At 69.2% G+C, this 22,562-nt stretch carries 21 protein-coding genes and 2 tRNA genes; 17 read left to right on the forward strand and 6 right to left on the reverse strand.

Features of this window, described 5'->3' with window-relative positions:
• Positions 1-14 precede the first annotated feature (14 nt).
• From ACTU3I_RS17145 to ACTU3I_RS17155, 3 genes are read left to right on the forward strand one after another with little or no spacing between them, the layout of a single operon-like run.
• Positions 15-1,013: an Fpg/Nei family DNA glycosylase gene (locus tag ACTU3I_RS17145; protein WP_442926938.1), complete on the forward strand. Its 999-nt coding sequence runs from the start codon at positions 15-17 to the stop codon at positions 1,011-1,013.
• A gap of 28 nt (positions 1,014-1,041) precedes the next feature.
• The gene (locus ACTU3I_RS17150; protein ID WP_442926939.1) at positions 1,042-1,683 is read left to right on the forward strand and encodes an FMN-binding negative transcriptional regulator; all 642 of its coding nucleotides are present in this window, start codon (positions 1,042-1,044) and stop codon (positions 1,681-1,683) included.
• Positions 1,684-1,727: 44 nt separating this feature from the next.
• Positions 1,728-3,155: an amidohydrolase gene (locus ACTU3I_RS17155; RefSeq protein ID WP_442927184.1), complete on the forward strand. Its 1,428-nt coding sequence runs from the start codon at positions 1,728-1,730 to the stop codon at positions 3,153-3,155.
• A 56-nt stretch (positions 3,156-3,211) separates the two neighbouring features.
• Here ACTU3I_RS17155 and ACTU3I_RS17160 read toward each other — a convergent pair whose 3' ends face one another.
• Entirely contained in the window at positions 3,212-3,697 is a 486-nt protein-coding gene (locus ACTU3I_RS17160) for a Dps family protein (protein WP_442926940.1), read from the reverse strand.
• 147 nt (positions 3,698-3,844) lie between these two features.
• On the opposite strand from ACTU3I_RS17160, the gene ACTU3I_RS17165 reads away from it, so the two are divergent.
• The 3 genes from ACTU3I_RS17165 to ACTU3I_RS17175 all read left to right on the forward strand — a co-directional run bounded on the left by ACTU3I_RS17165 (position 3,845) and on the right by ACTU3I_RS17175 (position 7,203).
• A complete protein-coding gene (locus tag ACTU3I_RS17165) occupies positions 3,845-5,986 on the forward strand; it encodes an acyltransferase family protein (RefSeq protein ID WP_442926941.1) in 2,142 nt (713 codons plus the stop codon).
• Between the two features lie 9 nt (positions 5,987-5,995).
• The gene (locus tag ACTU3I_RS17170) at positions 5,996-6,535 is read left to right on the forward strand and encodes a gamma carbonic anhydrase family protein (protein WP_442926942.1); all 540 of its coding nucleotides are present in this window, start codon (positions 5,996-5,998) and stop codon (positions 6,533-6,535) included.
• 167 nt (positions 6,536-6,702) lie between these two features.
• Entirely contained in the window at positions 6,703-7,203 is a 501-nt protein-coding gene (locus ACTU3I_RS17175; RefSeq protein WP_442926943.1) for a cupin domain-containing protein, read from the forward strand.
• A 1-nt stretch (position 7,204) separates the two neighbouring features.
• Here ACTU3I_RS17175 and ACTU3I_RS17180 read toward each other — a convergent pair whose 3' ends face one another.
• The gene (locus tag ACTU3I_RS17180) at positions 7,205-7,366 is read right to left on the reverse strand and encodes a hypothetical protein (protein WP_442926944.1); all 162 of its coding nucleotides are present in this window, start codon (positions 7,364-7,366) and stop codon (positions 7,205-7,207) included.
• 77 nt (positions 7,367-7,443) lie between these two features.
• A tRNA-Gly gene (locus ACTU3I_RS17185) sits at positions 7,444-7,517 on the reverse strand.
• 145 nt (positions 7,518-7,662) lie between these two features.
• Here ACTU3I_RS17185 and ACTU3I_RS17190 point away from each other — a divergent pair.
• From ACTU3I_RS17190 to ACTU3I_RS17220, 7 genes are all read left to right on the forward strand, one after another.
• Positions 7,663-7,736: transfer RNA gene (locus ACTU3I_RS17190), tRNA-Pro, on the forward strand.
• Between the two features lie 66 nt (positions 7,737-7,802).
• A complete protein-coding gene (gene tig, locus ACTU3I_RS17195) occupies positions 7,803-9,248 on the forward strand; it encodes a trigger factor (RefSeq protein WP_442926945.1) in 1,446 nt (481 codons plus the stop codon).
• A 64-nt stretch (positions 9,249-9,312) separates the two neighbouring features.
• The gene (locus tag ACTU3I_RS17200; RefSeq protein ID WP_442926946.1) at positions 9,313-9,804 is read left to right on the forward strand and encodes a tetratricopeptide repeat protein; all 492 of its coding nucleotides are present in this window, start codon (positions 9,313-9,315) and stop codon (positions 9,802-9,804) included.
• Positions 9,805-9,885: 81 nt separating this feature from the next.
• A complete protein-coding gene (locus tag ACTU3I_RS17205; protein WP_442926947.1) occupies positions 9,886-10,470 on the forward strand; it encodes an ATP-dependent Clp protease proteolytic subunit in 585 nt (194 codons plus the stop codon).
• A 29-nt stretch (positions 10,471-10,499) separates the two neighbouring features.
• Complete coding sequence (locus ACTU3I_RS17210; RefSeq protein WP_442926948.1) at positions 10,500-11,171, forward strand: ATP-dependent Clp protease proteolytic subunit; 672 nt, start codon at positions 10,500-10,502, stop codon at positions 11,169-11,171.
• A 148-nt stretch (positions 11,172-11,319) separates the two neighbouring features.
• On the forward strand, positions 11,320-12,588 hold the full coding sequence (gene clpX, locus ACTU3I_RS17215) for an ATP-dependent Clp protease ATP-binding subunit ClpX (RefSeq protein ID WP_442926949.1): 1,269 nt from the start codon (positions 11,320-11,322) through the stop codon (positions 12,586-12,588).
• A 28-nt stretch (positions 12,589-12,616) separates the two neighbouring features.
• The gene (locus tag ACTU3I_RS17220) at positions 12,617-13,720 is read left to right on the forward strand and encodes an epoxide hydrolase family protein (RefSeq protein WP_442926950.1); all 1,104 of its coding nucleotides are present in this window, start codon (positions 12,617-12,619) and stop codon (positions 13,718-13,720) included.
• Between the two features lie 15 nt (positions 13,721-13,735).
• Here the strand turns inward: ACTU3I_RS17220 and ACTU3I_RS17225 are convergent, their stop codons facing one another.
• The gene (locus ACTU3I_RS17225; protein WP_442926951.1) at positions 13,736-15,787 is read right to left on the reverse strand and encodes a M3 family metallopeptidase; all 2,052 of its coding nucleotides are present in this window, start codon (positions 15,785-15,787) and stop codon (positions 13,736-13,738) included.
• 95 nt (positions 15,788-15,882) lie between these two features.
• Here ACTU3I_RS17225 and ACTU3I_RS17230 point away from each other — a divergent pair, with 95 nt between their 5' ends.
• From ACTU3I_RS17230 to ACTU3I_RS17240, 3 genes are read left to right on the forward strand one after another with little or no spacing between them, the layout of a single operon-like run.
• The gene (locus ACTU3I_RS17230; protein ID WP_442926952.1) at positions 15,883-16,485 is read left to right on the forward strand and encodes a helix-turn-helix domain-containing protein; all 603 of its coding nucleotides are present in this window, start codon (positions 15,883-15,885) and stop codon (positions 16,483-16,485) included.
• Between the two features lies 1 nt (position 16,486).
• Complete coding sequence (locus ACTU3I_RS17235) at positions 16,487-16,687, forward strand: hypothetical protein (RefSeq protein WP_442926953.1); 201 nt, start codon at positions 16,487-16,489, stop codon at positions 16,685-16,687.
• Positions 16,684-17,943 (forward strand): MFS transporter, encoded by a 1,260-nt coding sequence (locus tag ACTU3I_RS17240; RefSeq protein ID WP_442926954.1) that lies wholly within the window; start codon positions 16,684-16,686, stop codon positions 17,941-17,943. Before ACTU3I_RS17235 ends, ACTU3I_RS17240 begins: the two co-directional genes overlap by 4 nt.
• Here the strand turns inward: ACTU3I_RS17240 and ACTU3I_RS17245 are convergent.
• Together ACTU3I_RS17245 and valS are read right to left on the reverse strand one after the other, a co-directional pair.
• The gene (locus tag ACTU3I_RS17245) at positions 17,936-18,187 is read right to left on the reverse strand and encodes a hypothetical protein (protein WP_442926955.1); all 252 of its coding nucleotides are present in this window, start codon (positions 18,185-18,187) and stop codon (positions 17,936-17,938) included. The two genes, ACTU3I_RS17240 and ACTU3I_RS17245, sit on opposite strands and share 8 nt — an antisense overlap.
• Positions 18,187-20,754: a valine--tRNA ligase gene (valS, locus tag ACTU3I_RS17250; RefSeq protein ID WP_442926956.1), complete on the reverse strand. Its 2,568-nt coding sequence runs from the start codon at positions 20,752-20,754 to the stop codon at positions 18,187-18,189. The genes ACTU3I_RS17245 and valS overlap by 1 nt, the downstream gene beginning before the upstream one ends.
• 156 nt (positions 20,755-20,910) lie before the next feature.
• Here valS and ACTU3I_RS17255 point away from each other — a divergent pair, with 156 nt between their 5' ends.
• The gene (locus tag ACTU3I_RS17255) at positions 20,911-22,560 is read left to right on the forward strand and encodes an ABC transporter substrate-binding protein (RefSeq protein ID WP_442926957.1); all 1,650 of its coding nucleotides are present in this window, start codon (positions 20,911-20,913) and stop codon (positions 22,558-22,560) included.
• The last annotated feature ends 2 nt before the right edge of the window (positions 22,561-22,562 follow it).

Consider the following 22,562-nt stretch of genomic DNA (forward strand, 5'->3'; position numbering starts at 1 on the left):
CCGGGGGCGGGCTGATGCCCGAAGGACATTCCGTCCACCGCATCGCCCGCCAATTCGAGAGGAACTTCGTCGGCCGCGAGGTCGCCGCCTCCAGCCCGCAGGGGCGCTTCGCCGAGGGCGCTGCGCTGCTGAGCGGACGCGAGCTGCGTGAGGCGCGCGCCGTCGGCAAGCAGATGTTCGTCGCCTTCGACGGGGATCTGTGGTTGCGCGTGCATCTGGGGCTCTACGGCGCGTGGGACTTCGCGGGCGACATCCTCGTCGATCCGACCATCGCCTCGGCGAACGGCCGGATGGGACAGACCAACCAGCGCGGCACGATGCTCGACGAGGAACCGATCCTGGATGCGGCGGGGGAGAACTCGCTCTCCTCCATCGGCGCGCCGCGGCGGGCCCGGGGCCGGGTGCGGATGTCGGAGCAGACCACCGGACTGCAGGAGGAGACGGAGTGGCCGCCGCCCGTGGTCGGCCAGGTGCGGCTGCGGCTCCTCACGGAGCGCACCTGCGCAGATCTGCGCGGACCGACGGCATGCGTGCTGCAGTCGCCCGACGAGGTGGTGGCCACGATCGCCAAGCTCGGACCCGATCCGCTCGTGGACGACCCGACGCTCGGCGAGGAGCGCTTCGTCGCCGCCGTGCGTCGCAAAGCCACGCCGATCGGCGTGCTCCTGATGGACCAGGCGGTCGTCAGCGGCATCGGGAACGTCTACCGGGCCGAGCTTCTCTTCCGGGCACGGCTGAATCCACATGTCCCCGGACGCGACGTGCCCGAGGAGGTCCTCCGGCAGCTGTGGGCCGACTGGTCGAGGCTGCTGCGGATCGGCGTCGACACCGGCCAGATGATGACCATGGACGACCTCGACGCCGACGCCTACCGTCGGGCGATGGCATCCCGTGACGACCGGCACTGGGTGTACCACCGTGCGGGGCTCCCGTGCCGCGTCTGCGGCACCACGATCGTCGTGGAGGAGGCCGCCGGCCGCAAGCTCTACTGGTGCCCTCGTTGCCAGGCGTGAGCGCCGCCCGCCCCCGTAGGCTGACGTCATGAGGCAGAACCCGAGTTTCGCGATGACCGACGTGGGCGAACTGCGACGCCTGGTCGCGCAGAACCCCTGGGTCACCCTCGTCAGCGACGGCGACGAGGGCCTCGTCGCCTCCCACTACGCCGTGCTCCTCGACGAGGGGCACGAAGACCTCACGATCGTGGGACATGTCGGAAAGCCCGACGACCTCGTTCACGGCCTCGGCCGGCGCGAACTGCTCGTCGTGGTGCAGGGGCCGCACGGGTACATCTCGCCCGGATGGTACGGCGACGTCGCCTCGGTCCCGACGTGGAACTTCGTCTCGGCGCACCTGTCCGGAGTCCCCGAGCTCCTCACCCCCGAAGAGAACCTCCGTGTGCTCGACCGCCTCGTCGCGCACTTCGAGGAGCGTCGAGACGCGCCCCGCCTGATGTGGGAGCGACCGAATGATCCGGACTTCATCGAACGCCTGGAGAAGGGCACGGTGGGTTTCAGGCTCACCCCCTCCCGCCTGGTTGCCAAGCGCAAGCTGAGTCAGAACAAGACGGCCGACGTCGTCGAGACGATCATCGGCGAGCTCTCCGGCGACGGGGTCTACGCGAATCCTCGTCTCGCCGCCGAGATGCGGCGCGCGGCGGACGCGCGCGCACGGGCGACACGGTGATCGGAACGATCCGCGCCGTCCGCATCGCCGGCGCCGGGCGCGAGATGCTGCCGACCGACGAGCCGGTCGACGTCTTCCTCGCCGACGGACGTATCGCCGACATCGCCCCCGCCGGCGCCTTGCCGCCATCGGGCGAGGTCCTCGAGGGTCAGGGCGGATGGCTCGTCCCGGGGCTCTGGGACCATCACGTGCACGTGATGCAAGCGGCTCTCGTCGCCGATCGCATCGCGCTCGGAGACGCGCGCTCTGCTGCGGAGGCCGCGGCCATGATCGCCGCATCCGCCCCCCTCGACGGCCGGCGGGTGGGCAGCGGCTTCCGCGACGCCTTCTGGTCGGATACTCCGACCCTCGCGCTCCTGGATGCGGTCACCGGCGACATCCCGACATACCTGATCAACGCCGATGTGCACAGCGTGTGGGTGAACTCCGCCGCCCTGGCCCGCGAGCGCATTCTCGAGCACGACGACGGCATCCTCCGCGAGGAAGACGCGTTCGAGATCTCTCGGCGCCTCAACGCCGTCGACCCGACGGCCGCCGACCGACGCGTGCAGGCGCTCGCACGCTCAGCGGCGGCCCGTGGCGTGGTCGGCCTGGTCGATCTCGACATGGGATGGAACGCCGAGGGGTGGAGTCGTCGCGCTGCCGAGGGGTTCGACACGCTGCGGATCGCCTTTGGGGTTTACCCCGAACACCTCGATCGAGCGATCGCCGAGGGGCTCCGCACCGGCGAGCCGGTGCCCGGGGACACGCACGGACTCGTCCGCGTGGGCGGGCTGAAGGTGATCACCGACGGGTCGCTCGGGACCCGCACCGCCGCCTGCTCCCACGCCTACCCCGAGGGGGGCCACGGCCTTCTCACGGTGGGCGGGGCGACGCTGCTGGACCTGATGACGCGTGCCACCGGCGCGGGCCTGTCGTGCGCGATCCACGCCATCGGCGACGTCGCGAACACGGCGGCACTCGACGCGTTCGCGGCGACCGGAGCGACCGGCACCATCGAACACGCGCAACTGGTCTCCCGCACCGACCTGCCCCGCTTCGCACGCCTCGGTGTCGCCGCGAGCGTACAGCCCGAGCACGCTCTCGATGACCGTGACCTCACCGACTCCGTGTGGCGCGCACAGATCGCGCAGCCCTATCCGTTGCGCTCTCTCGCCGACGCCGGTGCCAACCTGCTGTTCGGCTCGGACGCCCCCGTGTCGGCGCTGGACCCGTGGGCGGCGATGGCAGGGGCCGTGTTCCGCACGCGTGACGGCCGCGAGCCCTGGCAGCCCCAGGAGCGCGTCGATCTCGACACGGCGCTGGCCGCGTCCACCGCGGGCGGGTCCACCGCCGGCGCGCGCATCGAGCCCGGCGCGACGGCAGACCTCGTGCTCTGCGAGTCCGACCCGCGGGCAGCCGACGAGGGCGGACTCCGCGGCATGCGCGTGGCGGCCACGCTGCTCGGCGGTCGCGCGACGTTCGCCGCCTGATCCGCACAGACAACGACGCCCCCACGGTGAGCGGGGGCGTCGTGCGGAAGCCGTGATTACGCGGCGAGGTGTGCGAACAGGAACCAGCGGTCCTTGTCCAGGCCCCGCTTGATCTCGATGGCGACGTCCTGGCTCGACAGATCGAACTCGTCCAACCCGTCGATGGCGGCCTGAAGCTCCACCAGGACGGCGTCGATATCGGCGATCACCGCGCGGATGATGACGTCCGACGGTGCGAAGCCGGCCGGGACGGCGGTTTCCTTCGCCTTGCCGGCGACAGTGGACAACCGCGAGTCGATGGGAAGACCGAGCGCCACGATCCGCTCAGCGGCGAGATCGGCCCAGTCCTGCGCGTGCGCGACGATCGTGTCGAGTAGCTCGTGCACGCCGACGAAGTTGGATCCGCGCACATGCCAGTGCGCCTGCTTCCCGTTGACGACGAGGGCCTCGAGACCGAGGACCACGGGGGAGAGGAACTGCGCGGTCGCTGCCGCCGTCGTGGAGTCGGCGGTGGTGGCGGTCGGGGTCTCTACGTTGCTCATGTCTCCTCCTCGTGAACGCCGAACGCGCTCATGTAGTGCAACGGTACTCAGCCGCCGGCATTCCGCAAGCAAGCGAAGGCTGGGCTTACACCGCCGGAAAGACGGGCAAATCCCGGGCTCGGCGCCGACGTCGACTACCGTCGAGGGGTGCCCTCCGCCGATCAGCTCTCCGGTCCTCAGAACCTCGGCGAACCGTCGCGCACCCAGCGTCGCCTGCGGCGCGATCGTTCACCCGAGCACGCCGAGCCATCCCGTTTCCTGCCGCACGTTCAGGGATTGCGAGCCATCGCCGTCCTGTTCGTCGTGCTCTATCACTTCTGGCCGGCGCGGCTGCCCGGCGGCTACGTCGGCGTCGACATCTTCTTCGTCATCTCCGGCTTCCTCATCACCGCCCACCTCATGCGGGAGCTCACCGCCACGGGAACCGTGCGGCTGGGCCAGTTCTGGGCACGTCGCGCGCGGAGGCTGCTCCCCGCGTCGCTTCTGGTCCTGCTGTTCTGCGCGCTCGTGGCGATGTCGCCCTATCTCACGCCCACTTCGGCCCTGCCCAACGAGGTGCGGGAGATCATCGCGTCGACCTTCTACGTCGAGAACTGGTTCCTCGCACTGAACTCGGCGGACTACCTCGGTCACGGCGGCGAACCGACCACCGTGCAGCACTATTGGTCGCTGTCGCTCGAAGAGCAGTTCTATGTGGTCTGGCCCCTGCTGATGCTGTTGGCGGCGTGGATGGCGATGAAGTGGTTCCGCGGGAGCACTCGCCGAACAGTTCTCGTGACTCTCGGGGTCGTCTCGGTCGCGTCCTTCGTGTTCTGCGTGATCTTCACCCTGACCAACCCCGCACCGGCCTACTTCGTCACCTTCGGCCGGATGTGGCAGTTCGGTGTGGGCGCGGCGATCGCGCTCGTCCCGGCGCTGCGTGTGCAGCATCCGATCGTGAGCTTCGTCCTCGGATGGGGCGGCGTCCTTGTCCTCCTCTTCGTCGCCTTCCGCTTCGACGGTCAGACGCCGTTTCCCGGCTACGCCGCCGCGCTGCCCACGCTGGGCGCTGCGGCGATCATCGCTGCCTCGAACACGCGCCGATGGTGGTATCCCACCCGGATCCTCGCCATCCGGCCCATGCAGTTCGTGGGGAACATCTCCTATTCGCTGTACCTCTGGCATTGGCCGCTCATCGTCATCGCCCCGTCGGTGCCGTTCTGGGGGCTCACCATCTACCACCGCGTGGCGCTGCTCGTGCTCTGCTTCGTGCTGGCCTGGCTCACGAAGCGGTTCGTCGAAGACCCGGTGCGGTCGTGGCGCGCGCTCACGTCTCGCCCCGCACGCGTGACGCTGTGGTCGTCGCTGGTGGCCATGCTGGTCGTCGCGGGTACCGCCGGCGCTGCCTGGGCGATCAATGCCCCCGCCTACCAGGCCGGCGTGCAGGCGATCGCGCAGCTGCGGGAGAACCCGCCGCCGTGCTTCGGCGCTGCGACCGTGCTGGACGAGTCCTGCGCGGGCACGGCGAAGGCCGACACCATCCTGCCCGCACCGGGTTTCGCGGGGGTCGATCGGCCTGCCGACGAGCAGTGCTTCGTGCAGCTCAACGACGCGCGGCCGGTGTCGTGCGAGTTCGGCTCCGACGACCCCGAGGCGCCCCGTGTGGTCCTCATCGGCGACAGCCACGCCTACCAGCTGCTCTCGACCTTCCAGCGGATGGCGGATGCCGAGGGATGGCATCTGACCACGTTCTTCAAGGGCGCGTGCCCGTGGAGCACGACGCCGCTGTCGACGCCGGGGGCCTTCGGCCAGGCGTGCACCGCGTGGCGCGAAGGTGTCGCCGATCAGCTCGCCGAACGCGACGTCGATGCCGTCTTCACCGCCGCCATCGCGACGACCCCGTACGCCTCCGCAGGGTTCGACACCGCCTATGACGCCGCCGTCGCCGGATACCGGGACGCCTGGTCATCCATGACCGATCGGGGGATACCGGTTGTGACAGTCGTCGACAATCCGGTGTGGGAGACGGATCCCAACAAGTGCCTGCGCACGCGGGACACGGCATCCTGTGACGGACCGCGCGCCGATGTGCTCGTCGCCGAGGACCCGGTACGGGCGGCCGCGGACGGTCAGGACGGGGTCACGCTGCTCGATTTCACCGACGTGTACTGCGAGGGGGAGACATGCGCCCCGGTGGTGGGTGGGGCGAACATCTACCGCGACCAGGACCATCTCACCGTCACGTTCGCGGATTCGCTCGCGCCGCAGCTGACCGCGGCGCTTTCCGACGCCCTCGCGACCCGTCGATAGGCTCGGCCCATGACCATTGCCGACGATGCCACCGTCCTCGCCCTTCCGAACGCCGCCCCGACGATCGACGAGACAGCGTTCGTCGCTCCGGGAGCCCGCATCGTGGGAGCCGTGAGCCTGGCCGCCGAGTCGAGCGTCTGGTACAACGCCGTCCTCCGCGCCGACGGCGCTCCGATCTCCATAGGCGCGGGGACCAACCTGCAGGACAACGTCTCGGTCCACGTCGACGCCGGTCATCCGGTCGTGCTCGGCGAGAACGTCTCGGTCGGACACAACGCCGTCGTGCACGGCTGCACCGTCGGCGACGGTTCGCTCATCGGGATGGGGAGCGTCATCCTCTCGGGGGCGGTCATCGGCAAGGGGTGCCTGATCGCCGGGGGAGCGGTGGTGCTGGAGGGGATGCAGGTGCCGGACGGCTCGCTCGTGGCAGGCGTTCCCGCGAAGGTCCGCCGGGAACTCACCGACGAGGAGCGCCGGGGCCTGCAGGCCAATGCCGACATCTACCGCGACCACCTGCGCACGCATGCGGCCGCCGTCAGCGGCGGCTGACGGATGACGCAGTTTCGGAGAATCGCCGCGGATTCGGAGCCTGGGGGTCGCCCGATCCGAATCCGGCGTCATTCTCCGAATCCGATGCGGCGTGATCGGACGGCTTCGCGCGCAGCGGCGCGGTTCGGCGCCGAGCGGGGCCTTCTCGCCCTGGCAGCGAGTCGCGCATGACGTCGTCGGTCGGCCATCCGCGCGCCGCGTACTGGATCGAGCACCTCGGGCTGGAGGTCCTCGAAGGGGAGTCCGGCTGGTGGACGGGTCGCTTCCGCTCCGCCGTCGACGTCAACGGGGCGGGCGGGCCGAGCGTCGCGTGCAACGCCATCTACTACCTGCTCGAGCCGAGCCGCCCCATCAACGCCTGGCACTGGCTCGCCAGCGACGACACGCACGTCCTCATCGAGGGCGGACCGGTCGAGTACATCGTGGCGGCTGCGGACGGCGTGGTCTCACGGTCCGTCGTGAACGGCGGCGCGAATCCGATGATCTCCATCCCCGCGGGCTCTCACAAGGCGCTGCGGCTCACGGCGCCGGACTCTTTCGCGCTGATCGGTTCCGTCGTCGCGCCCGCCTGGACCCCCGAGCGCGTGCGTGTCGAACCGCCCGCGCTGCGGGAGCGCCCCCCGTGGCTGACCGACGATCTCATGCGACGGCTGACCACGGGCGCCTGACTCAGCGTTCGGCTCCGACCTCGATGACGATACGGCCACCGGTGATCAGGCCGAGGAGCGGCCCCTCGCCGGGAGTCGGGATCGGGGCGGGCAACTCCTGCCTCGCCTGCCATTCCAACCGCGCGTCGTGCGCGGAGGGATGGAAGAGGGCGAAGATGTCCATGACTCCGACGCTACGGGGAGCCCATGCGGGCGCACATCCCCCCGGCGGATGATGATGGAAGTCTCACGAAGGTCTTGTGGAGGGGATGACGGGAATCGAACCCGCACCATCAGTTTGGAAGACTGAGGCTCTACCATTGAGCTACATCCCCGCAGCGGCTCGCACCGCAGCATCCCGAGTCTAACGGAAGCTCGGAGCGCCTCCCGACCCGACATGATCGGCGGTCACGGTGAAGGCCCCGGCAGATCGACTAGACTTTGCGGGGCCGTTCGTCGTGCGCGCACGAGCGCACCGCCCGGGGCGTAGCTCAGCTTGGTAGAGCGCCCGCTTTGGGAGCGGGAGGCCGCAGGTTCAAATCCTGTCGCCCCGACGTCGCAATCCCCACAGACCCTTAAACCGCGCTCGCGCGCGGACCGAACGAGGAGAACGAAAAGGCATGGTCAACAGCACCGTCGAGAAGCTCAGCCCCACGCGGGTCAAGCTGCACATCACGGTCTCGCCGGACGAGCTCAAGCCGAGCATCACCCACGCGTACGAGCACATCGCGCAGGACGTGCAGATCCCCGGCTTCCGCAAGGGCAAGGTCCCGGCGCCCATCATCGACCAGCGCATCGGCCGCGGGGCGGTCATGGAGCACGCCGTCAACGAGGGACTGGACAAGTTCTACCGCGAGGCCGTGGAGGCGCAGAACCTCCGCGTTCTCGGCCGTCCGAACGCGGAGGTCGTCGAGCTGCCCGAGCTGAAGGACTTCTCCGGCGACCTGGTCGTCGACGTCGAGGTCGACGTGCGCCCCGAGTTCGACCTGCCGAAGTACGAGGGCATCACGATCACGGTGGATGCCGCGGAGGTCGACGAGGCGGCGATCGACGAGGAGCTCGACCGCCTGCGCGGCCGCTTCGGCACGCTCGTCACCGTCGACCGCCCGGCCGCGACCGGCGACTTCGTCGAGCTCGATCTCGTCGCCACGATCGACGGCACCGAGATCGACCGCGCCGAGGGCGTCTCCTACGAGATCGGCTCGGGCGAGCTGCTCGAGGGCATCGACGAGGCCATCGAGTCGCTCACCGCGGGCGAGGACACCACGTTCCGCTCGAAGCTGATCGGCGGCGACCACGCCGGCGAGGAGGCCGAGGTCTCGGTCTCGATCAAGGCCGTCAAGGAGCGAGAGCTCCCCGAGGCCGACGACGACTTCGCTCAGATCGCCAGCGAGTTCGACACGATCGCCGAGCTCCGCGAGAGCCTGAAGGACCGCGTCGGACAGCAGTCGACGTTCACGCAGGGCTCCGCCGCGCGCGACAAGCTCGTCGAGGAGCTCCTCGCTCAGGTCGAGATCCCCGTTCCGCCGCAGCTCATCGAGGACGAGGTGCACACCCACCTCGAAAACGAGAACCGGCTCGAGGACGACGTGCACCGCGCAGAGGTGGCCGAGGCCAGCGAGAAGCAGTTCCGCACGCAGATGCTCCTGGACAAGATCGCCGAGGAGACCGACGTGCAGGTCTCGCAGGACGAGCTCACCCAGTACCTCATCCAGTCGGCTGCCCAGTACGGCATGGCGCCGCAGGAGTTCGTCGACGCGCTGCAGCAGGGCAACCAGCTGCCTTCGCTGGTCGGTGAGGTCGCCCGCAACAAGGCCCTCGCGGTGGCGCTGGGCAAGGTCACGGTCGTCGACACCAACGGCAACCCCGTCGACCTCAGCGGCTTCGTCGCCGAAGAGACCGAGGAAGAAGAGGTCGTCGAGGAGGCGCAGGAGATCGCGGATGCAGCCGCCGATGCCGACGCGGTGATCGAGGCCGAGGAGGCCCCGGCCGCCGACGAGAAGCCCAAGAAGGCTTCTGCCAAGAAGCGTGCTCCGGCCAAGAAGAAGGCCGACGCCGCCGAGTAAGGGCGGATGACGTGACGGAGGGCGGATGCTGCGGCATCCGCCCTCCGGTCGTGAAGAGGACGAGATGACAGATACGTGGAGCGCGAGGATCGCGGCGGTGTGGGACGACCCGGCGCTCTCGGATTCCGGCCGCATCGCGGCGATCGACGCGCTGGCAGCCGAGCGCGGCCCCGAAGATGCGGTGGCGCTCTATGAGCGCGCCGGCGCGCGGGACTCCGCCGGCGAGGAGGCCGAGGCCGAGCCGCTGTATCGGGCGGCGATCCGAGCCGGGCTGCCGGACGAGCTCCGCACGCCCGCGACGATCCAGCTGGCGAGCACGCTGCGCAATCTGGGGCGCACCGCCGAGGCGCTCGCGATGCTGACCGCCGAGGCCGATCGGGTGCGCGGGACGGAGTGGTCCGACGCGGTGGCGGCCTTCCTGGCACTCGCGCTGGTCTCGGCGGGGCGCCCCGAAACCGCCGTGGCCATCGCCCTGCAGGCCCTCGCGCCGCACCTCCCGCGATACACCCGATCGGTCGCGGCCTACGCGCAGGAGATCGCGGACCGCCACGCCTGATCTGCCGACGGCGAACACGGGCAACCCCCTCCGAGGGCGCCGGTAGATTCATTGCAGATCGAACGGAAAACAGGAGCACACATGCCCGAACCCCTGGTCGCTACGAGCGTTTTCGACCGCCTGCTGAAGGACCGCATCATCTGGCTCGGCTCAGAGGTGCGTGACGACAACGCCAACGAGATCTGCGCAAAGATCCTCCTCCTCGCCGCGGAGGACTCGCAGAAGGACATCTACCTCTACATCAACTCGCCCGGCGGATCCATCACGGCCGGCATGGCGATCTACGACACGATGCAGTTCGTGCCGAACGACATCGTCACCGTCGGCATCGGCATGGCCGCTTCCATGGGTCAGCTGCTGCTGACCGCCGGCACCAAGGGCAAGCGCTACATCACGCCCAACGCCCGCGTGCTGCTGCACCAGCCCCACGGCGGCTTCGGCGGCACGGCGAGCGACATCCAGACCCAGGCGCAGCTCATCCTCGACATGAAGCGCCGCCTCGCGGAGATCACCGCCGCGCAGACCGGCAAGTCGGTCGAGCAGATCAACGCCGACGGTGACCGCGACCGCTGGTTCGGGGCAGAGGAAGCCCTCGAGTACGGCTTCGTCGACCACATCCGCGAATCGGCCACCGACGTCATCGGCGGCGGCGGAACCGCGGCCTGAGACACGCGTCGAGAGAGAAGGACATCGATATGCAGACCCCCACTTTCGGCGGCGTGGCCCCGCAGGCGCTCCAGGCACCCGGCAGCCGGTACGTGCTCCCGCAGTTCGAGGAGCGCACCGCCTACGGCTACAAGCGCCAGGACCCGTACAACAAGCTGTTCGAAGACCGCGTGATCTTCCTGGGCGTGCAGGTCGACGACGCGTCGGCCGATGACGTCATGGCGCAGCTGCTGGTCCTGGAGAGTCAGGACCCCGACCGCGACATCATCATGTACATCAACTCGCCCGGCGGCTCGTTCACGGCCATGACGGCGATCTACGACACGATGCAGTACGTCTCGCCGCAGATCCAGACGGTCGTGCTCGGCCAGGCGGCTTCCGCGGCGGCCGTGCTCCTCGCCGCCGGCGCGCCGGGCAAGCGCCTCGCGCTGCCGAACGCCCGCATCCTCATCCACCAGCCCGCGATGGGTCAGGCCGGCCACGGTCAGGCCTCCGACATCGAGATCCAGGCGCAGGAGATCCTGCGTATGCGCACCTGGCTCGAGGAGACGCTGGCCAAGCACTCCAACAAGACGGTGGAAGAAGTGAACAGGGACATCGACCGGGACAAGATCCTCTCCGCCGAGGAGAGCGTCGCGTACGGGCTGGTCGACCAGGTCCTGACCACCCGCAAGCGCACACCCGCCGCGCTGACGAAGTAATCGCCTCCGGAGCCCCCGCCCTCGCCGGCGGGGGCTCCGTCATCTCCCGGCCGCGCGCGGCGGCGCAATCCACTCGGATGTCGCTCCCAGCGGTTAGGCTCGATACACCCCGGGGGCACCAGCCCCCACCGCAACGAGGAGGAGCCGGATGGCACGCATCGGTGAGAGTGCCGACCTCTTCAAGTGCTCCTTCTGCGGAAAGAGCCAGAAGCAGGTTCAGCAACTGATCGCCGGCCCCGGCGTCTACATCTGCGACGAGTGCGTCGAGCTGTGCAACGAGATCATCGAAGAACGGATGGCGGAATCCTCCGCCGGAGTCGTCTCCGATTTCGATCTGCCCAAGCCCCGCGAGATCTTCTCGTTCCTCGAGGAGTACGTCGTCGGTCAGGAACCGGCCAAGCGCGCGCTGGCCGTCGCGGTCTACAACCACTACAAGCGCATCCGCGCCCACGGCACGCTGCAGCCGGCCGAGCAACGCGCCGACGAGATCGACATCGCCAAGAGCAACATCCTGCTGCTCGGCCCGACCGGCTGCGGCAAGACCTACCTTGCGCAGACCCTTGCCAAGCGGCTGAACGTGCCGTTCGCCGTCGCGGACGCGACGGCGCTGACCGAGGCGGGGTACGTCGGCGAAGACGTCGAGAACATCCTGCTGAAGCTCCTGCAGGCCGCCGACTTCGACACCAAACGCGCCGAGACCGGCATCATCTACATCGACGAGGTCGACAAGATCGCCCGCAAGGCGGAGAACCCCTCGATCACGCGCGACGTGTCGGGGGAGGGCGTGCAGCAGGCGCTCCTGAAGATCCTCGAGGGCACCGTCGCCTCGGTACCGCCGCAGGGCGGCCGCAAGCACCCGCATCAGGAGTTCATCCAGATCGACACGACGAACGTGCTGTTCATCGTGGCGGGGGCGTTCGCCGGGCTCGAGGAGATCATCTCCTCGCGCGTCGGAAAGCACGGCGTCGGATTCGGCGCCCCGCTGCACGACAAGGGCGAAGACCTCAACCTCTTCAGCGAGGTGCTCCCCGAAGACCTGCACAAGTTCGGTCTGATCCCGGAGTTCATCGGGCGCCTGCCGGTCGTGGCCTCGGTGTCGCCGCTGGATCAGGACGCGCTCATGGAGATCCTGACGGAGCCGAAGAACGCCCTGGTCAAGCAGTACCAGCGCATGTTCGAGATCGACGGCGTGCAGCTCGAGTTCGAAAACGATGCCCTGCGTGCCGTCGCCGACCTCGCCGTCGCGCGAAAGACCGGGGCGCGCGGACTGCGCGCGATCCTCGAAGACGTGCTCGGGCCGATCATGTTCGACATCCCGTCGGCGGAAGACGTGGCGAAGGTCGTCGTGACGCGTGCCGCCGTCGAGGACGGCGCAGCACCCACTCTCGTGCTGAACCAGAAGCGGAAGAGCGCCTGACGTCGCACCCCGCGCGTACCGTCGCGGTATGTCCGTCATCCAGCCGTATCGCATCGACGTCGACGACGCCGTCCTGACCGACCTCCGCGCACGTCTGGCTGCCACGCGCTTGCTGCCCGACTCACCGCGGCGCCCGCCGTCCGGCATGACGTCGTCGTACCTCGCCGATCTCGTCGAGTCGTGGATCGCCTTCGACTGGCGAAAGCGCGAGCGGTGGCTCAATCGGCATCCGCAGTTCCTCGTCGATCTGCACGGCTCTCGGATGCATGTCGTCCACCGGCGGTCGGAGAACCCCGGGGCACCGGCCCTTCTCATCATGCACGGATGGCCGCACACGTTCGCGATGCAGCTGGATTTCGCCGACCTGCTCGATGACGTGCACGTCGTCGTCCCGAGCTTCCCGGGCTTCGGCTTCTCCACGCCGTACGCCGACGCACCCATGACCGAGGACCAGCTGGCGCGCAGCATGCAGGCGCTCATGACCGATGTGCTCGGCTACGAGCGGTACTTCACCTACGGCGAAGACGTGTCCGCGAACATCAACGATCTGCTCGCCGCCACCTATCCGCGGTCGGTGCGCGGTGTGATCGCGACCCACGCGCATTTCGGCACCGCGAGGGAGCGCGCCGACCCCGAGGTGACAGCGTTCTTCGCACGTCTGGCCGCGGATCACACCGCGAACGGGGCATACGGTCACGTGCAGGCGACGCGTCCCGACACCCTCGCTGCCCCTCTCAACGACTCGCCGGCGGGGCTTCTGGCGTGGCTGGTGGAGAAGTTCGCGGAATGGAGCGATACCGGTCCGGATGCGGATCCGCGGGCCGTCGAGACGAGGATCGGCCGTGATCGCCTCCTCACCGAGGCGACCCTCTACTGGGTCACCCAGTCGATCGGCACATCCTTCCGCCCGTATTACGAGGGCGCCGATCAGCCGGCGCCGATGCCGCCCGCCGACGTGCCCGCTGCGGTGTTCATCCAGCGCCACGAGCATGACTATCCCGAAGTGCTCGCTCGCCGCTTCTACCGCGATCTACGCGTTTTCGAACGACTCGACGAGGGCGGGCACTTCACCGTCGCCGAGATCCCGGATGCGATGGCCGCCCGGGTCCGCGCCTTCCTGGCCAGCGTCTAGTCCCTCCCCGCGCCGTCACTCGGCGAGGCCGCGCCGATCCAGGAGTGGTCGGATGTCGGCGTCCCGCCCCCGGAAGTCCCGGTAGGCCTCGAGCGGGTCCTTCGCCCCGCCGACGCCGAGGAGACGTTCGCGGAACTGCAGTCCGTTGGCGCGGTCGAGTCCGCCGTTCTCACGGAACCACTCCACCGTGTCGGCGTCGAGCACTTCGCTCCAGATGTACGAGTAGTACCCCGCGCTGTATCCGCCGGAGAAGACATGGGCGAAGTACGTCGACGCGTACCGCGGCGGTACAACCGGGTTGTCGAGACCGATGTCGGCCAGCGCTGCAGCCTCGAACCCGGCCACGTCGATCTCCTCGCGGGCCTCAGTGGCCGAGAGACCGTGCCACGCCTGGTCGATCCAGGACGCCGCGAGATACTCGCTTGTCGCGAACCCCTGGTTGAAGGTCTCCGATGCGCGGAGCCGGTCGATGACGTCGCGGGGGAGAGGCTCCCCGGTGTCGACGTGCCGGGCGTAGGAGTCGAGGATCTCGGGTTCGAAAATCCACATCTCGTTCACCTGGCTGGGGAACTCCACGAAATCGCGGAACACCGCGGTGCCACTGAAATGCGGGTACGTCACGCGTGCGAAAAGGCCGTGGAGAGCGTGCCCGAACTCGTGGAACAGCGTCGTGACCTCGTCGAGCGTCAGCAGGGTGGGCGTTCCCGGGGCCGGGCGGACGACGTTAAGGTTGTTGACGACGATCGGACTCGTTCCGCGCAGCGTCGACTGCGTCACGATCGAGTTCATCCAGGCGCCGCCGCGCTTCGTGTCGCGCGTGTAGAGGTCGAGGATGAAGAGCCCGAGCGACGAGCCATCGGGCTCGAAGACCTCGAAGACGCGGGCATCCGGGTGATAGGCGGAAAGGTCTGTGCGCTCGTCGATACGGATTCCGTACAGTCGCTCGGCCGCGTAGAAGACGCCGTCGCGGAGCACCCGTTCGGCCTCGAACCAGGGCCGCAGGGCGGCGCGATCCAGGTCGTACTGCGCAGCGCGGACCTTCTCGGTGTAGTACGCCCAGTCGTGCGCCGCGAGGCGGAACGGCCGCGATTCGCCGTCGATGAGAGCCTGCAGCGCGGCCTGTTCGCGCTGTGCGTTCCGCGCTGCGGGGACGGCGAGCCGGCGGAGGAGCGTGCGCGCCGCCTCGTCCGACCCGGCGGTCTGGTCCGACAGGACGTAGTCCGCGTGGCTGGCGTGCCCGAGCAGCTCCGCGCGCTCCGCGCGCAGCCGCACGATCTCGCGGAGAACGACGGTGTTGTCGTGGGCGTTGCCCCGCGCGCCGCGCGACCGCGACGCTTCGAGCAGCCGGCGCCGGCTCTCGCGGCTCTCCAGACTCGCCAGGTACGGATGCCCCGTGAACAGCGTCAGCGTGACGACGAAACGCCCGTCGAGGCCGCGGTCGGCGGCGGCGCGGGCGGCGGCGGACAGTTCACCCGGAGACAGTCCGGCGAGTTCGCCGGCGTCGTCGAAGACGACGGCGAGGTCGTTCGTATCGGCGAGGAGATTCTTCTCGAACGTCGTTGTCAGCGTGGAGAGGCGCTGGTTGAGCTCCACGAGGCGAGCCTTGGCGGTCTGGTCGAGACCGGCGCCGGCGCGCGTCATCTCCCGGAACCGTCGCTCGATGAGGTAGCGCTGCTCGCTCGAGAGATCGAGGGCGTCTCGATCCGCATGCAGGCGTGAGACCCGGGCGTAGAGCGCAGGGTCGAGCTGGACGGCGTCGGAGTGGGCGGAGAGCACGGGGGCGAGAGCCTCCTCGATCTGCTGGATCTCGTCCGTCGCGTCGGCAGATGACACCGTGTAGAAGGTGCGGGCGACGCGGTCGAGCAGCTCGCCGCTGTCTTCGAGGGCCCGCATCGTGTTGTCGAAGGTCGGCGCGGCCTCCTGTGCGGTCAGGGCGTCGACCGCGCGGCGCTGGGCCGCCATCGCCGCCTCGAATGCCGGCATGTAGTGCGCGGGTCGGATTGCTGCGTAGTCGGGGAGACCGGAGGCAAGGGTGCGAGCGGCGAGCAACGGGTTGGCCGAATCCATTCGGCCAGCGTAATTGCGCAGCGTGCCCGCGGTGCAAAGTTCTGGATGCAAAGGAACTGTTGCGAAGATACCTCTGCAAAGGTAACTTTGTAACCATGACCCCCGCGGAGAGTTCGTCGAGTGCCCGCCGGCAGGACCGCGTCCTCGATGCGGGTGCGCTCCGAGCGCTGGCGCATCCGCTGCGGGTGCAGATGTTCGACATCCTCAGCCAGTACGGGCCGCAGACGGCCAGTACGCTCGCGTCGCTGACCGGGGAGTCGACAGGGGCGACGAGCTACCACCTGCGCGCCCTCGCGCGCCAGGACCTCATTCGTGAGGTCGAGGGACGGGGAAGCGGGCGAGAGCGGTGGTGGGAGCGTCCGGCTGGCGGCATCGAGCTGTCGGCTCCCGAGTCGGCCCGCACGCCCGCCGGTCGCGCCGCGATGCAGGTGGTCATGACCGAGACGCTCAATCGACGGCATCAGCAACTGATGGAGTACGTCTCGCGGTCGCTGTCCGAGACCGACGACTGGCGGGAGGGCTCGATCATCTCGACCGGAACCGCGCGACTCACCGCCGAGCAGATGACCGAGATGACGCAGAGACTGCAGGCGATCATCGACGAGACGGTTCTGCGCTACCGCGATCAGCAGGGAGAAGGCGTCCGCCCCGTCACGATGCGGGCCGACGTCTTCCCGCTCCCGCCGGAAGGACACTGACATGACCGCCCTCGCCCCGCGCTCGTCCGCGTCTTCGCTCGACCGGCTCCTCCTCCGGCTGTCGGCCCGTCTCGAGGCCCTCGCCGTGCGTCGGATGCAGCGGCGCGCTCCCGCGGCCTTGCCGCCGCGCGTCGTTCGCCGTCACGCCCCCAGTGGGCGAGCGGATGCGGCGGCCGTGCACATGGGCTTGTTGCCCCGGTGACCGGCGGGCACGCGCCACCATCGCCGCTGGGCCCCGCGTTCGCTCGACTGTGGACGGCCTCCGCATTCAGCAACCTGGCGGACGGCGTGGGCCGTATCGCGGTGCCCCTCGCCGCGACCGTGCTCACGGACGACCCCTTCGTCATCTCGGTCGTGGGCGCGCTGGCGTTCGTGCCGTGGCTGCTCTTCGGGCTGCCGGCGGGCATGCTGGTGGACCGCTTCGATCGACGGCTCCTCATGGCGCTGGCCAACGGCATGCGAGCGGCCGTGGCGGTAGGGCTGGCGGTCCTCGCGTCCGTGGACGCGCTCGGGCTCCCCGCCCTGCTCGTCGGCGCGCTGCTGTTCGGCGTCGGCGAGACCGTCTTCGACAACGCGACCAACGCCGTCGTACCCGCCCTCGTCGCCCGCGCGGCCCTCGATCGTGCCAACGGGTGGATCCAGGGTGCCCAGGTCGCGATCGACAACTTCGTGGCCGCGCCCATCGGCGGTGTGCTCTTCGCCCTCGGCGTAGCCGTTCCGCTGTGGAGCGGGGGCGCCGCCTACGTCATCCCCGTCGTCCTCGTGCTGCTGCTCCCCCTCGCCGCGGCCCGTCCGACCCGACCCGAGGTCATGCCCGGCGAGTCCGGCTCCGCCCCCGTCGGTCGAGTCCCGGCTCGAGAAGCGCTGGCGTATCTGTGGCGACACCGGTACCTGCGAGCGATGGTCGTCTTCACCTCGGTGGTGGGGTCGGCGCTCAGCTTCGCGCAGGCCACCATGGTGCTCTACTTCCTCGACGTCCAGCACGTCCCGGTTGCGGCATTCGGTTTCGTCACCGCGGGGATCGGGGCCGGCGCGCTGGCCGGTTCGCTCGTCTCGGCGCGGGTGGTGACGCGGTTCGGGCGCGGCCCCGTGATGCTCGCGGCCAACGGAGTGTGTGCGCTGGGGATGGGCCTCACCTGGATCGCGCCTCACGCGGTACTCGCCGTCCTCGCCTACGCCGTCTTCGCGTTCGCGGTCTCGGCCTGGAACGTCCCGTGGGGAGCCCTCCGCCAGCAGATCGTGCCGGCCGCTCTGTTCGGACGGGTACTCGGGATCATCCGGACGCTGACGTGGGGCCTCTTCCCGCTGGCCACCGTCGCGGGCGGCCTCGTCTCTCGAGTCGACCTGCGCCAGCCCTTCGGCATCGGCGCGTGCGTTGTGCTCGTTGCAGCGCTCGTCGGCGTGCGGCTGCTTCTGCGCGGCACGCGTCTGGCGGGAGCGGAGTCCGCCGTCAGCTGATCCCCGTGTCATCGTCCTTGCGGACCACCGCCTCGCCGTCGGCATCCAGCGACACGATCACGCCGGTGTCCAGCTCGGCGATCGGTCGCCCCTCCAGCCACGTCAGCGTCCACCGAGGTGTCGGCTGGTGAGCGAGCTGGTCGGCGGGGAGAAGGCGGTCGACGGCCGCGATCTGCGCGCGCAGGGCCGCCGGGACGGCGGCGGGGGGCTCGTCTCCCGAGCTCCAGCGTGTTCCGAGCTGCATCAGTCCTCCTGGGGGGCGAATTCGATCGAGGAGACCGCCGTCGCGTCGCCCTCGACGAGAGTGAGAGCGGCGATGCGGCCCACCGCCCGCAGGTCTGCCTCCGCCAAGCGGAGCGCAGCGGCGTGCGGTGACGCGAGGGTCAGCGAGGCGACGGGGGTCTTCTGCGAGACCTTCGCCTCTGTCTTGGCGCGCCGGACGACGATGAGGGCTTCTCCCACCGCGGCCAGCACGGAAGCGTCGCCGGTGATTCCGGCAGGCTCGGGCCACGCGGCGGCGTGCACCGACCCTTCGTTGAACCACGACCATGTCTCCTCGGCGGCGAAGGCGAGCACCGGGGCGAACAGACGCACGAGCGTGGACAGCGCGGTGCGCAGGGCCAGCGCAGCGGAGGCCTGCCCTTCATCGGAGCGATCGTAGGCGCGCTCCTTGACGAGCTCGAGGTAGTCATCGCAGAACGTCCAGAAGAACGTCTCGGTGACTTCGAGCGCTCGGGCATGGTCGTACGACTCGAGGGCCTTCGTGGCATCCGCGACGACCGCGTCCAGGCCCGCCAGCATCGACGCGTCCAGCGCGTGGGTGACCGTGGCGCCCTCCGGAATGGGGAAGGAGAGCACGAACTTCGCGGCGTTGAGCAGTTTGATCGCAAGACGCCGGCCGATCTTGATCTGCGTCGGATTCTGCGGGTCGAACGCGGCATCGGTTCCCAGGCGGCTGGATGCGGCCCAATACCGGACGGCGTCCGAACCGTGCTGGGCGAGGATGTCGGCGGGCGTGACGACATTCCCCTTGGACTTCGACATCTTCTTGCGGTCGGGGTCGACGATGAACCCGGAGATCGCCGCATCCGACCAGGGGGCCCGCCCGTCCTCGAGCGTGCTGCGCAGCAGTGTGGAGAAGAGCCACGTGCGGATGATGTCCTGGCCCTGTGGCCGAAGATCGAACGGCGCCACGACGCTCCACAGCTCCGGGTCCCGCTCCCACCCGCCGGCCAGCTGCGGCGTGAGCGACGAGGTCGCCCACGTGTCGAAGACGTCGCGTTCGGCGTCGAATCCGCCCGGGACGCCGCGCTGGTCGGCCGAGTAGCCGGCGGGCACGTCGATGGTGGGATCGACGGGCAGCGACGCGGCGTCGGGGGTCAGGACTCGGTCGTAATCGCGTTCGCCGTTCTCGTCCAGCGCGTACCAGAGCGGGATCGGGACGCCGAAGAAGCGCTGTCGCGAGACGAGCCAGTCGCCGGTGAGGCCGTTCGTCCAGTTCTCATAGCGCACGCGCATGAAGTCCGGGTGCCAGGAGATCTGTTGTCCGAGGGCGATGAGCCTGTCGCGCAGTTCGGCCTCCCGGGCGCCGTTGCGCAGGTACCACTGGCGGGTCGAGACGATCTCGAGCGGCCGGTCGCCTTTCTCGAAGAACTTCACGGCATGCGTGAAGGGCCTCGGGTCGCCGATCATCTCGCCGGATTCTTGCAGCAGCTCGACGATGCGCTTCTTGGCGCTGAAGACGGTCTTGCCTGCCAGCTCCGCGTAAGCGGCCCGCGAGGCCTCGCCGGTGAGGACGTCGGGTGCGTCGGCGAGCACGCGGCCATCGTGGCCGAGGATCGTGCGGTTGGGCAGATCCAGCTCGCGCCACCAGATGATGTCGGTGACATCGCCGAAGGTGCAGATCATCGCGATACCGGAGCCCTTGTCCGGCTGGGCGAGCGGATGAGCGAGGACCGGCACCTCGACGTCGAACAGCGGCGTGCGCACCGTCGAGCCGAAGAGCGGCTGGTAGCGCTCGTCATCGGGGTGGGCGACGAGCGCCACGCACGCCGGGAGCAACTCCGGACGAGTGGTCTCGATGAAGACGTCGCCGCCGGCGCCGTGGAACGCCAGTCGGTGGTACGCCGCCGGCTGGTCGCGGTCCTCGAGTTCGGCTTGGGCGATCGCGGAGCGGAAGTCGATGTCCCACAGCGTCGGGGCCAGCGCCTGGTACGCCTCGCCTCGCTGCAGGTTGCGCAGGAACGCCAGCTGGCTGATGCGGATCGTGTCGTCGGAGATGGTGCGGTAGGTCTGCGTCCAGTCGACGCTCAGCCCGAGCGCGCGCCAGACGGTCTCGAAGGCCTTCTCGTCTTCGACGGTGAGCCGCTCACACAGTTCGATGAAGTTGCGCCGGCTGATGGGCACCTGGTCGGCGGCCTTGCTGGACTTGCCCTCGCCGCCCTCGAACGGCGGGGCGAAGTCGGCGTCGTAGGGCAGCGAGGGGTCGCACCGCACGCCGTAGTAGTTCTGCACGCGACGCTCCGTGGGCAGGCCGTTGTCGTCCCACCCCATCGGGTAGAAGACCGTCTTCCCCCGCATGCGCTCGAAGCGCACCTTGACGTCGGTGTGGGTGTAGCTGAACACGTGGCCGATGTGGAGGCTGCCCGAGGCGGTGGGCGGGGGAGTGTCGACCGAGAAAACGCCGCCGCGACCCGCCCGCACAGCGCGTTCGCGGTCGAACAGATACGTGCCCTGCGCGCTCCACGCCGCGTCCCACTTGTGCTCGAGACCTTCCAGGGCGGGCTTGTCGGGAATTCGCGCGTCGGCCATGGGTCTCCTCGATATATGCGGCACCGTGTGTGCGTGCCTGAGTGTGGGAACTGCCCCTATTCTATCCTGCGCGCGATCGGCCCCACCGTCGGCGGAGGACGGGAATGCCCCGGTCGCTGGCGCGGTTTGATCGACTGCGTCCAAGAATCCGCTACGGTGGACGCGATCCCGCTTCTCGATCCGAGGTTCGTCATGCCCTTCCGCACCACACGCCGGCTCCTGACCGCTGCCGCACTCACCCTCGCCGCCGCTGTGACGCTCAGTGCGTGCGCCGGCGCGGGTGCCGAATCCGAAGGTGGCGGCGAGGTGGTCTGGGCCATCGAGGGTGCGAACCTCTCGGCCGGTCACATGGACCCGCAGGTGAGCCAGCTCGATGTCTCCGCCATGGTGCAGCGAGTGGTGCTGGACTCGCTGGTGTACCAGGAGGCGGATGGCTCGTTCTCGCCGTGGCTCGCCGAATCGTGGGAGATCGAGGACGACGGCGCGGCATACCTGTTCACCCTTCGAGACGACGTGACCTTCCACGACGGCGAGCCTTTCGACGCCGCCGCGGTGAAGGCGAACTTCGACCGCATCGCCGACCCCGAGACCGCCTCCGCGCAGGCGGCCAGCATGCTCGGCGGTGATTTCTACGCGGGCACCGAGGTGATCGATGACCACACGGTCCGCGTCAGCTTCACCCAGCCGTACGCGCCGTTCCTGCAGGCCGCGAGCACCGCGTTGCTGGGGTTCTATTCGCCCGCGGTCCTGGAGAGCTCGGCCGACCAGCTCAAGGCCGGCGGCCCGGACATCACGGTCGGGACGGGCCCCTTCGTGCTGACGGAGTACACCCCCGATCAGGAGATCGTGTACACCCGCAACGAGGACTACGCATGGGGCCCGCACAGTGAGGAGGCGCCGCAGTTCGAGACGCTGCGCGTGGAGATCCTTCCTGAGGCCGCCGTCCGCGCGGGCGTCGTCGAGAGCGGCGAGGCCGATCTCGCCAGCAACATCCCGCCGAACCTCGCCGCCGAGCTCCCCGATTCCGTCGCGGTCGACTCGAAGGCCTACCCGGGCCTGCCGTACTCGCTGTATCTCAACGAGGCCTACGGGGTCTTCGCCGATGAGCCGGTGCGCCAGGCGTTCTCGCGCGCGATCGACATCGACTCCGCCGTCGAGGAGATCTTCTCCGGTCAGTTCCCGCGAGCGTGGAGCGTCCTCGGCGCCACCACCCCGGGCTATGACGCCTCGCTCGAAGACTCCTGGCCGTACGACCCCGCCGTGGCGAACCGGCTGCTGGACGAGGCCGGCTGGACCGAGCGGGATGCCGACGGGTACCGCGTGAAAGACGGCCAACGGCTGTCGGCGCGGTGGATCGCCTGGACGCCCGTACCCGATGACCGCGTGGCACTGGCGAACGCCATCCAGTCGGACCTCAAGGCCGTCGGCTTCGAGGTCGTGCGCGAGGTACTCGAGCCGGGCGCCTACAACGAGCAGTACGAACCCAAGACCTTCGACCTCACGGACTGGGGGTTCTCGGGGGTCGACCCGGATCTCCTCCGCAGCCACCTGCACACCGAGGGCTTCCAGAACGCCTCGCAGGTCAGCGATCCGGAAGTGGACGCGCTCCTCGAGCAGGGCGTGGCCGCCACCGACCAGCAGGTCCGCAACGACATCTACTCCCAGCTGCAGCAGTGGAACGCGCAGCACGTCGCCATCGTGCCGCTGTACAGCCCGTCGCTCATCACGGCGCTCGGGGAGAACGTGTCCGGTCTCGCCTACGATCTGTACGGGCGCCCCTTGTTCTACGACGTGACAGTCGGCTGACA

The organism is Microbacterium sp. RD1 (assembly GCF_052220165.1).
Classification (GTDB): Bacteria; Actinomycetota; Actinomycetes; order Actinomycetales; family Microbacteriaceae; genus Microbacterium.

Coding starts and splice junctions, on each gene's coding strand:
- valS (WP_442926956.1), bottom strand. CDS start 20,754: ATGGCCGACGCGCGAATTCCCGACAAGCCCGCCCTGGAAGGTCTCGAG.
- ACTU3I_RS17155 (WP_442927184.1), top strand. CDS start 1,728: ATGCTGCCGACCGACGAGCCGGTCGACGTCTTCCTCGCCGACGGACGT.
- clpX (WP_442926949.1), top strand. CDS start 11,320: ATGGCACGCATCGGTGAGAGTGCCGACCTCTTCAAGTGCTCCTTCTGC.
- ACTU3I_RS17245 (WP_442926955.1), bottom strand. CDS start 18,187: ATGCAGCTCGGAACACGCTGGAGCTCGGGAGACGAGCCCCCCGCCGCC.
- ACTU3I_RS17230 (WP_442926952.1), top strand. CDS start 15,883: ATGACCCCCGCGGAGAGTTCGTCGAGTGCCCGCCGGCAGGACCGCGTC.
- ACTU3I_RS17180 (WP_442926944.1), bottom strand. CDS start 7,366: ATGGACATCTTCGCCCTCTTCCATCCCTCCGCGCACGACGCGCGGTTG.
- ACTU3I_RS17235 (WP_442926953.1), top strand. CDS start 16,487: ATGACCGCCCTCGCCCCGCGCTCGTCCGCGTCTTCGCTCGACCGGCTC.
- ACTU3I_RS17210 (WP_442926948.1), top strand. CDS start 10,500: ATGCAGACCCCCACTTTCGGCGGCGTGGCCCCGCAGGCGCTCCAGGCA.
- ACTU3I_RS17170 (WP_442926942.1), top strand. CDS start 5,996: ATGACCATTGCCGACGATGCCACCGTCCTCGCCCTTCCGAACGCCGCC.
- ACTU3I_RS17200 (WP_442926946.1), top strand. CDS start 9,313: ATGACAGATACGTGGAGCGCGAGGATCGCGGCGGTGTGGGACGACCCG.
- ACTU3I_RS17205 (WP_442926947.1), top strand. CDS start 9,886: ATGCCCGAACCCCTGGTCGCTACGAGCGTTTTCGACCGCCTGCTGAAG.
- tig (WP_442926945.1), top strand. CDS start 7,803: ATGGTCAACAGCACCGTCGAGAAGCTCAGCCCCACGCGGGTCAAGCTG.
- ACTU3I_RS17225 (WP_442926951.1), bottom strand. CDS start 15,787: ATGGATTCGGCCAACCCGTTGCTCGCCGCTCGCACCCTTGCCTCCGGT.
- ACTU3I_RS17220 (WP_442926950.1), top strand. CDS start 12,617: ATGTCCGTCATCCAGCCGTATCGCATCGACGTCGACGACGCCGTCCTG.
- ACTU3I_RS17150 (WP_442926939.1), top strand. CDS start 1,042: ATGAGGCAGAACCCGAGTTTCGCGATGACCGACGTGGGCGAACTGCGA.
- ACTU3I_RS17145 (WP_442926938.1), top strand. CDS start 15: ATGCCCGAAGGACATTCCGTCCACCGCATCGCCCGCCAATTCGAGAGG.
- ACTU3I_RS17175 (WP_442926943.1), top strand. CDS start 6,703: ATGACGTCGTCGGTCGGCCATCCGCGCGCCGCGTACTGGATCGAGCAC.
- ACTU3I_RS17160 (WP_442926940.1), bottom strand. CDS start 3,697: ATGAGCAACGTAGAGACCCCGACCGCCACCACCGCCGACTCCACGACG.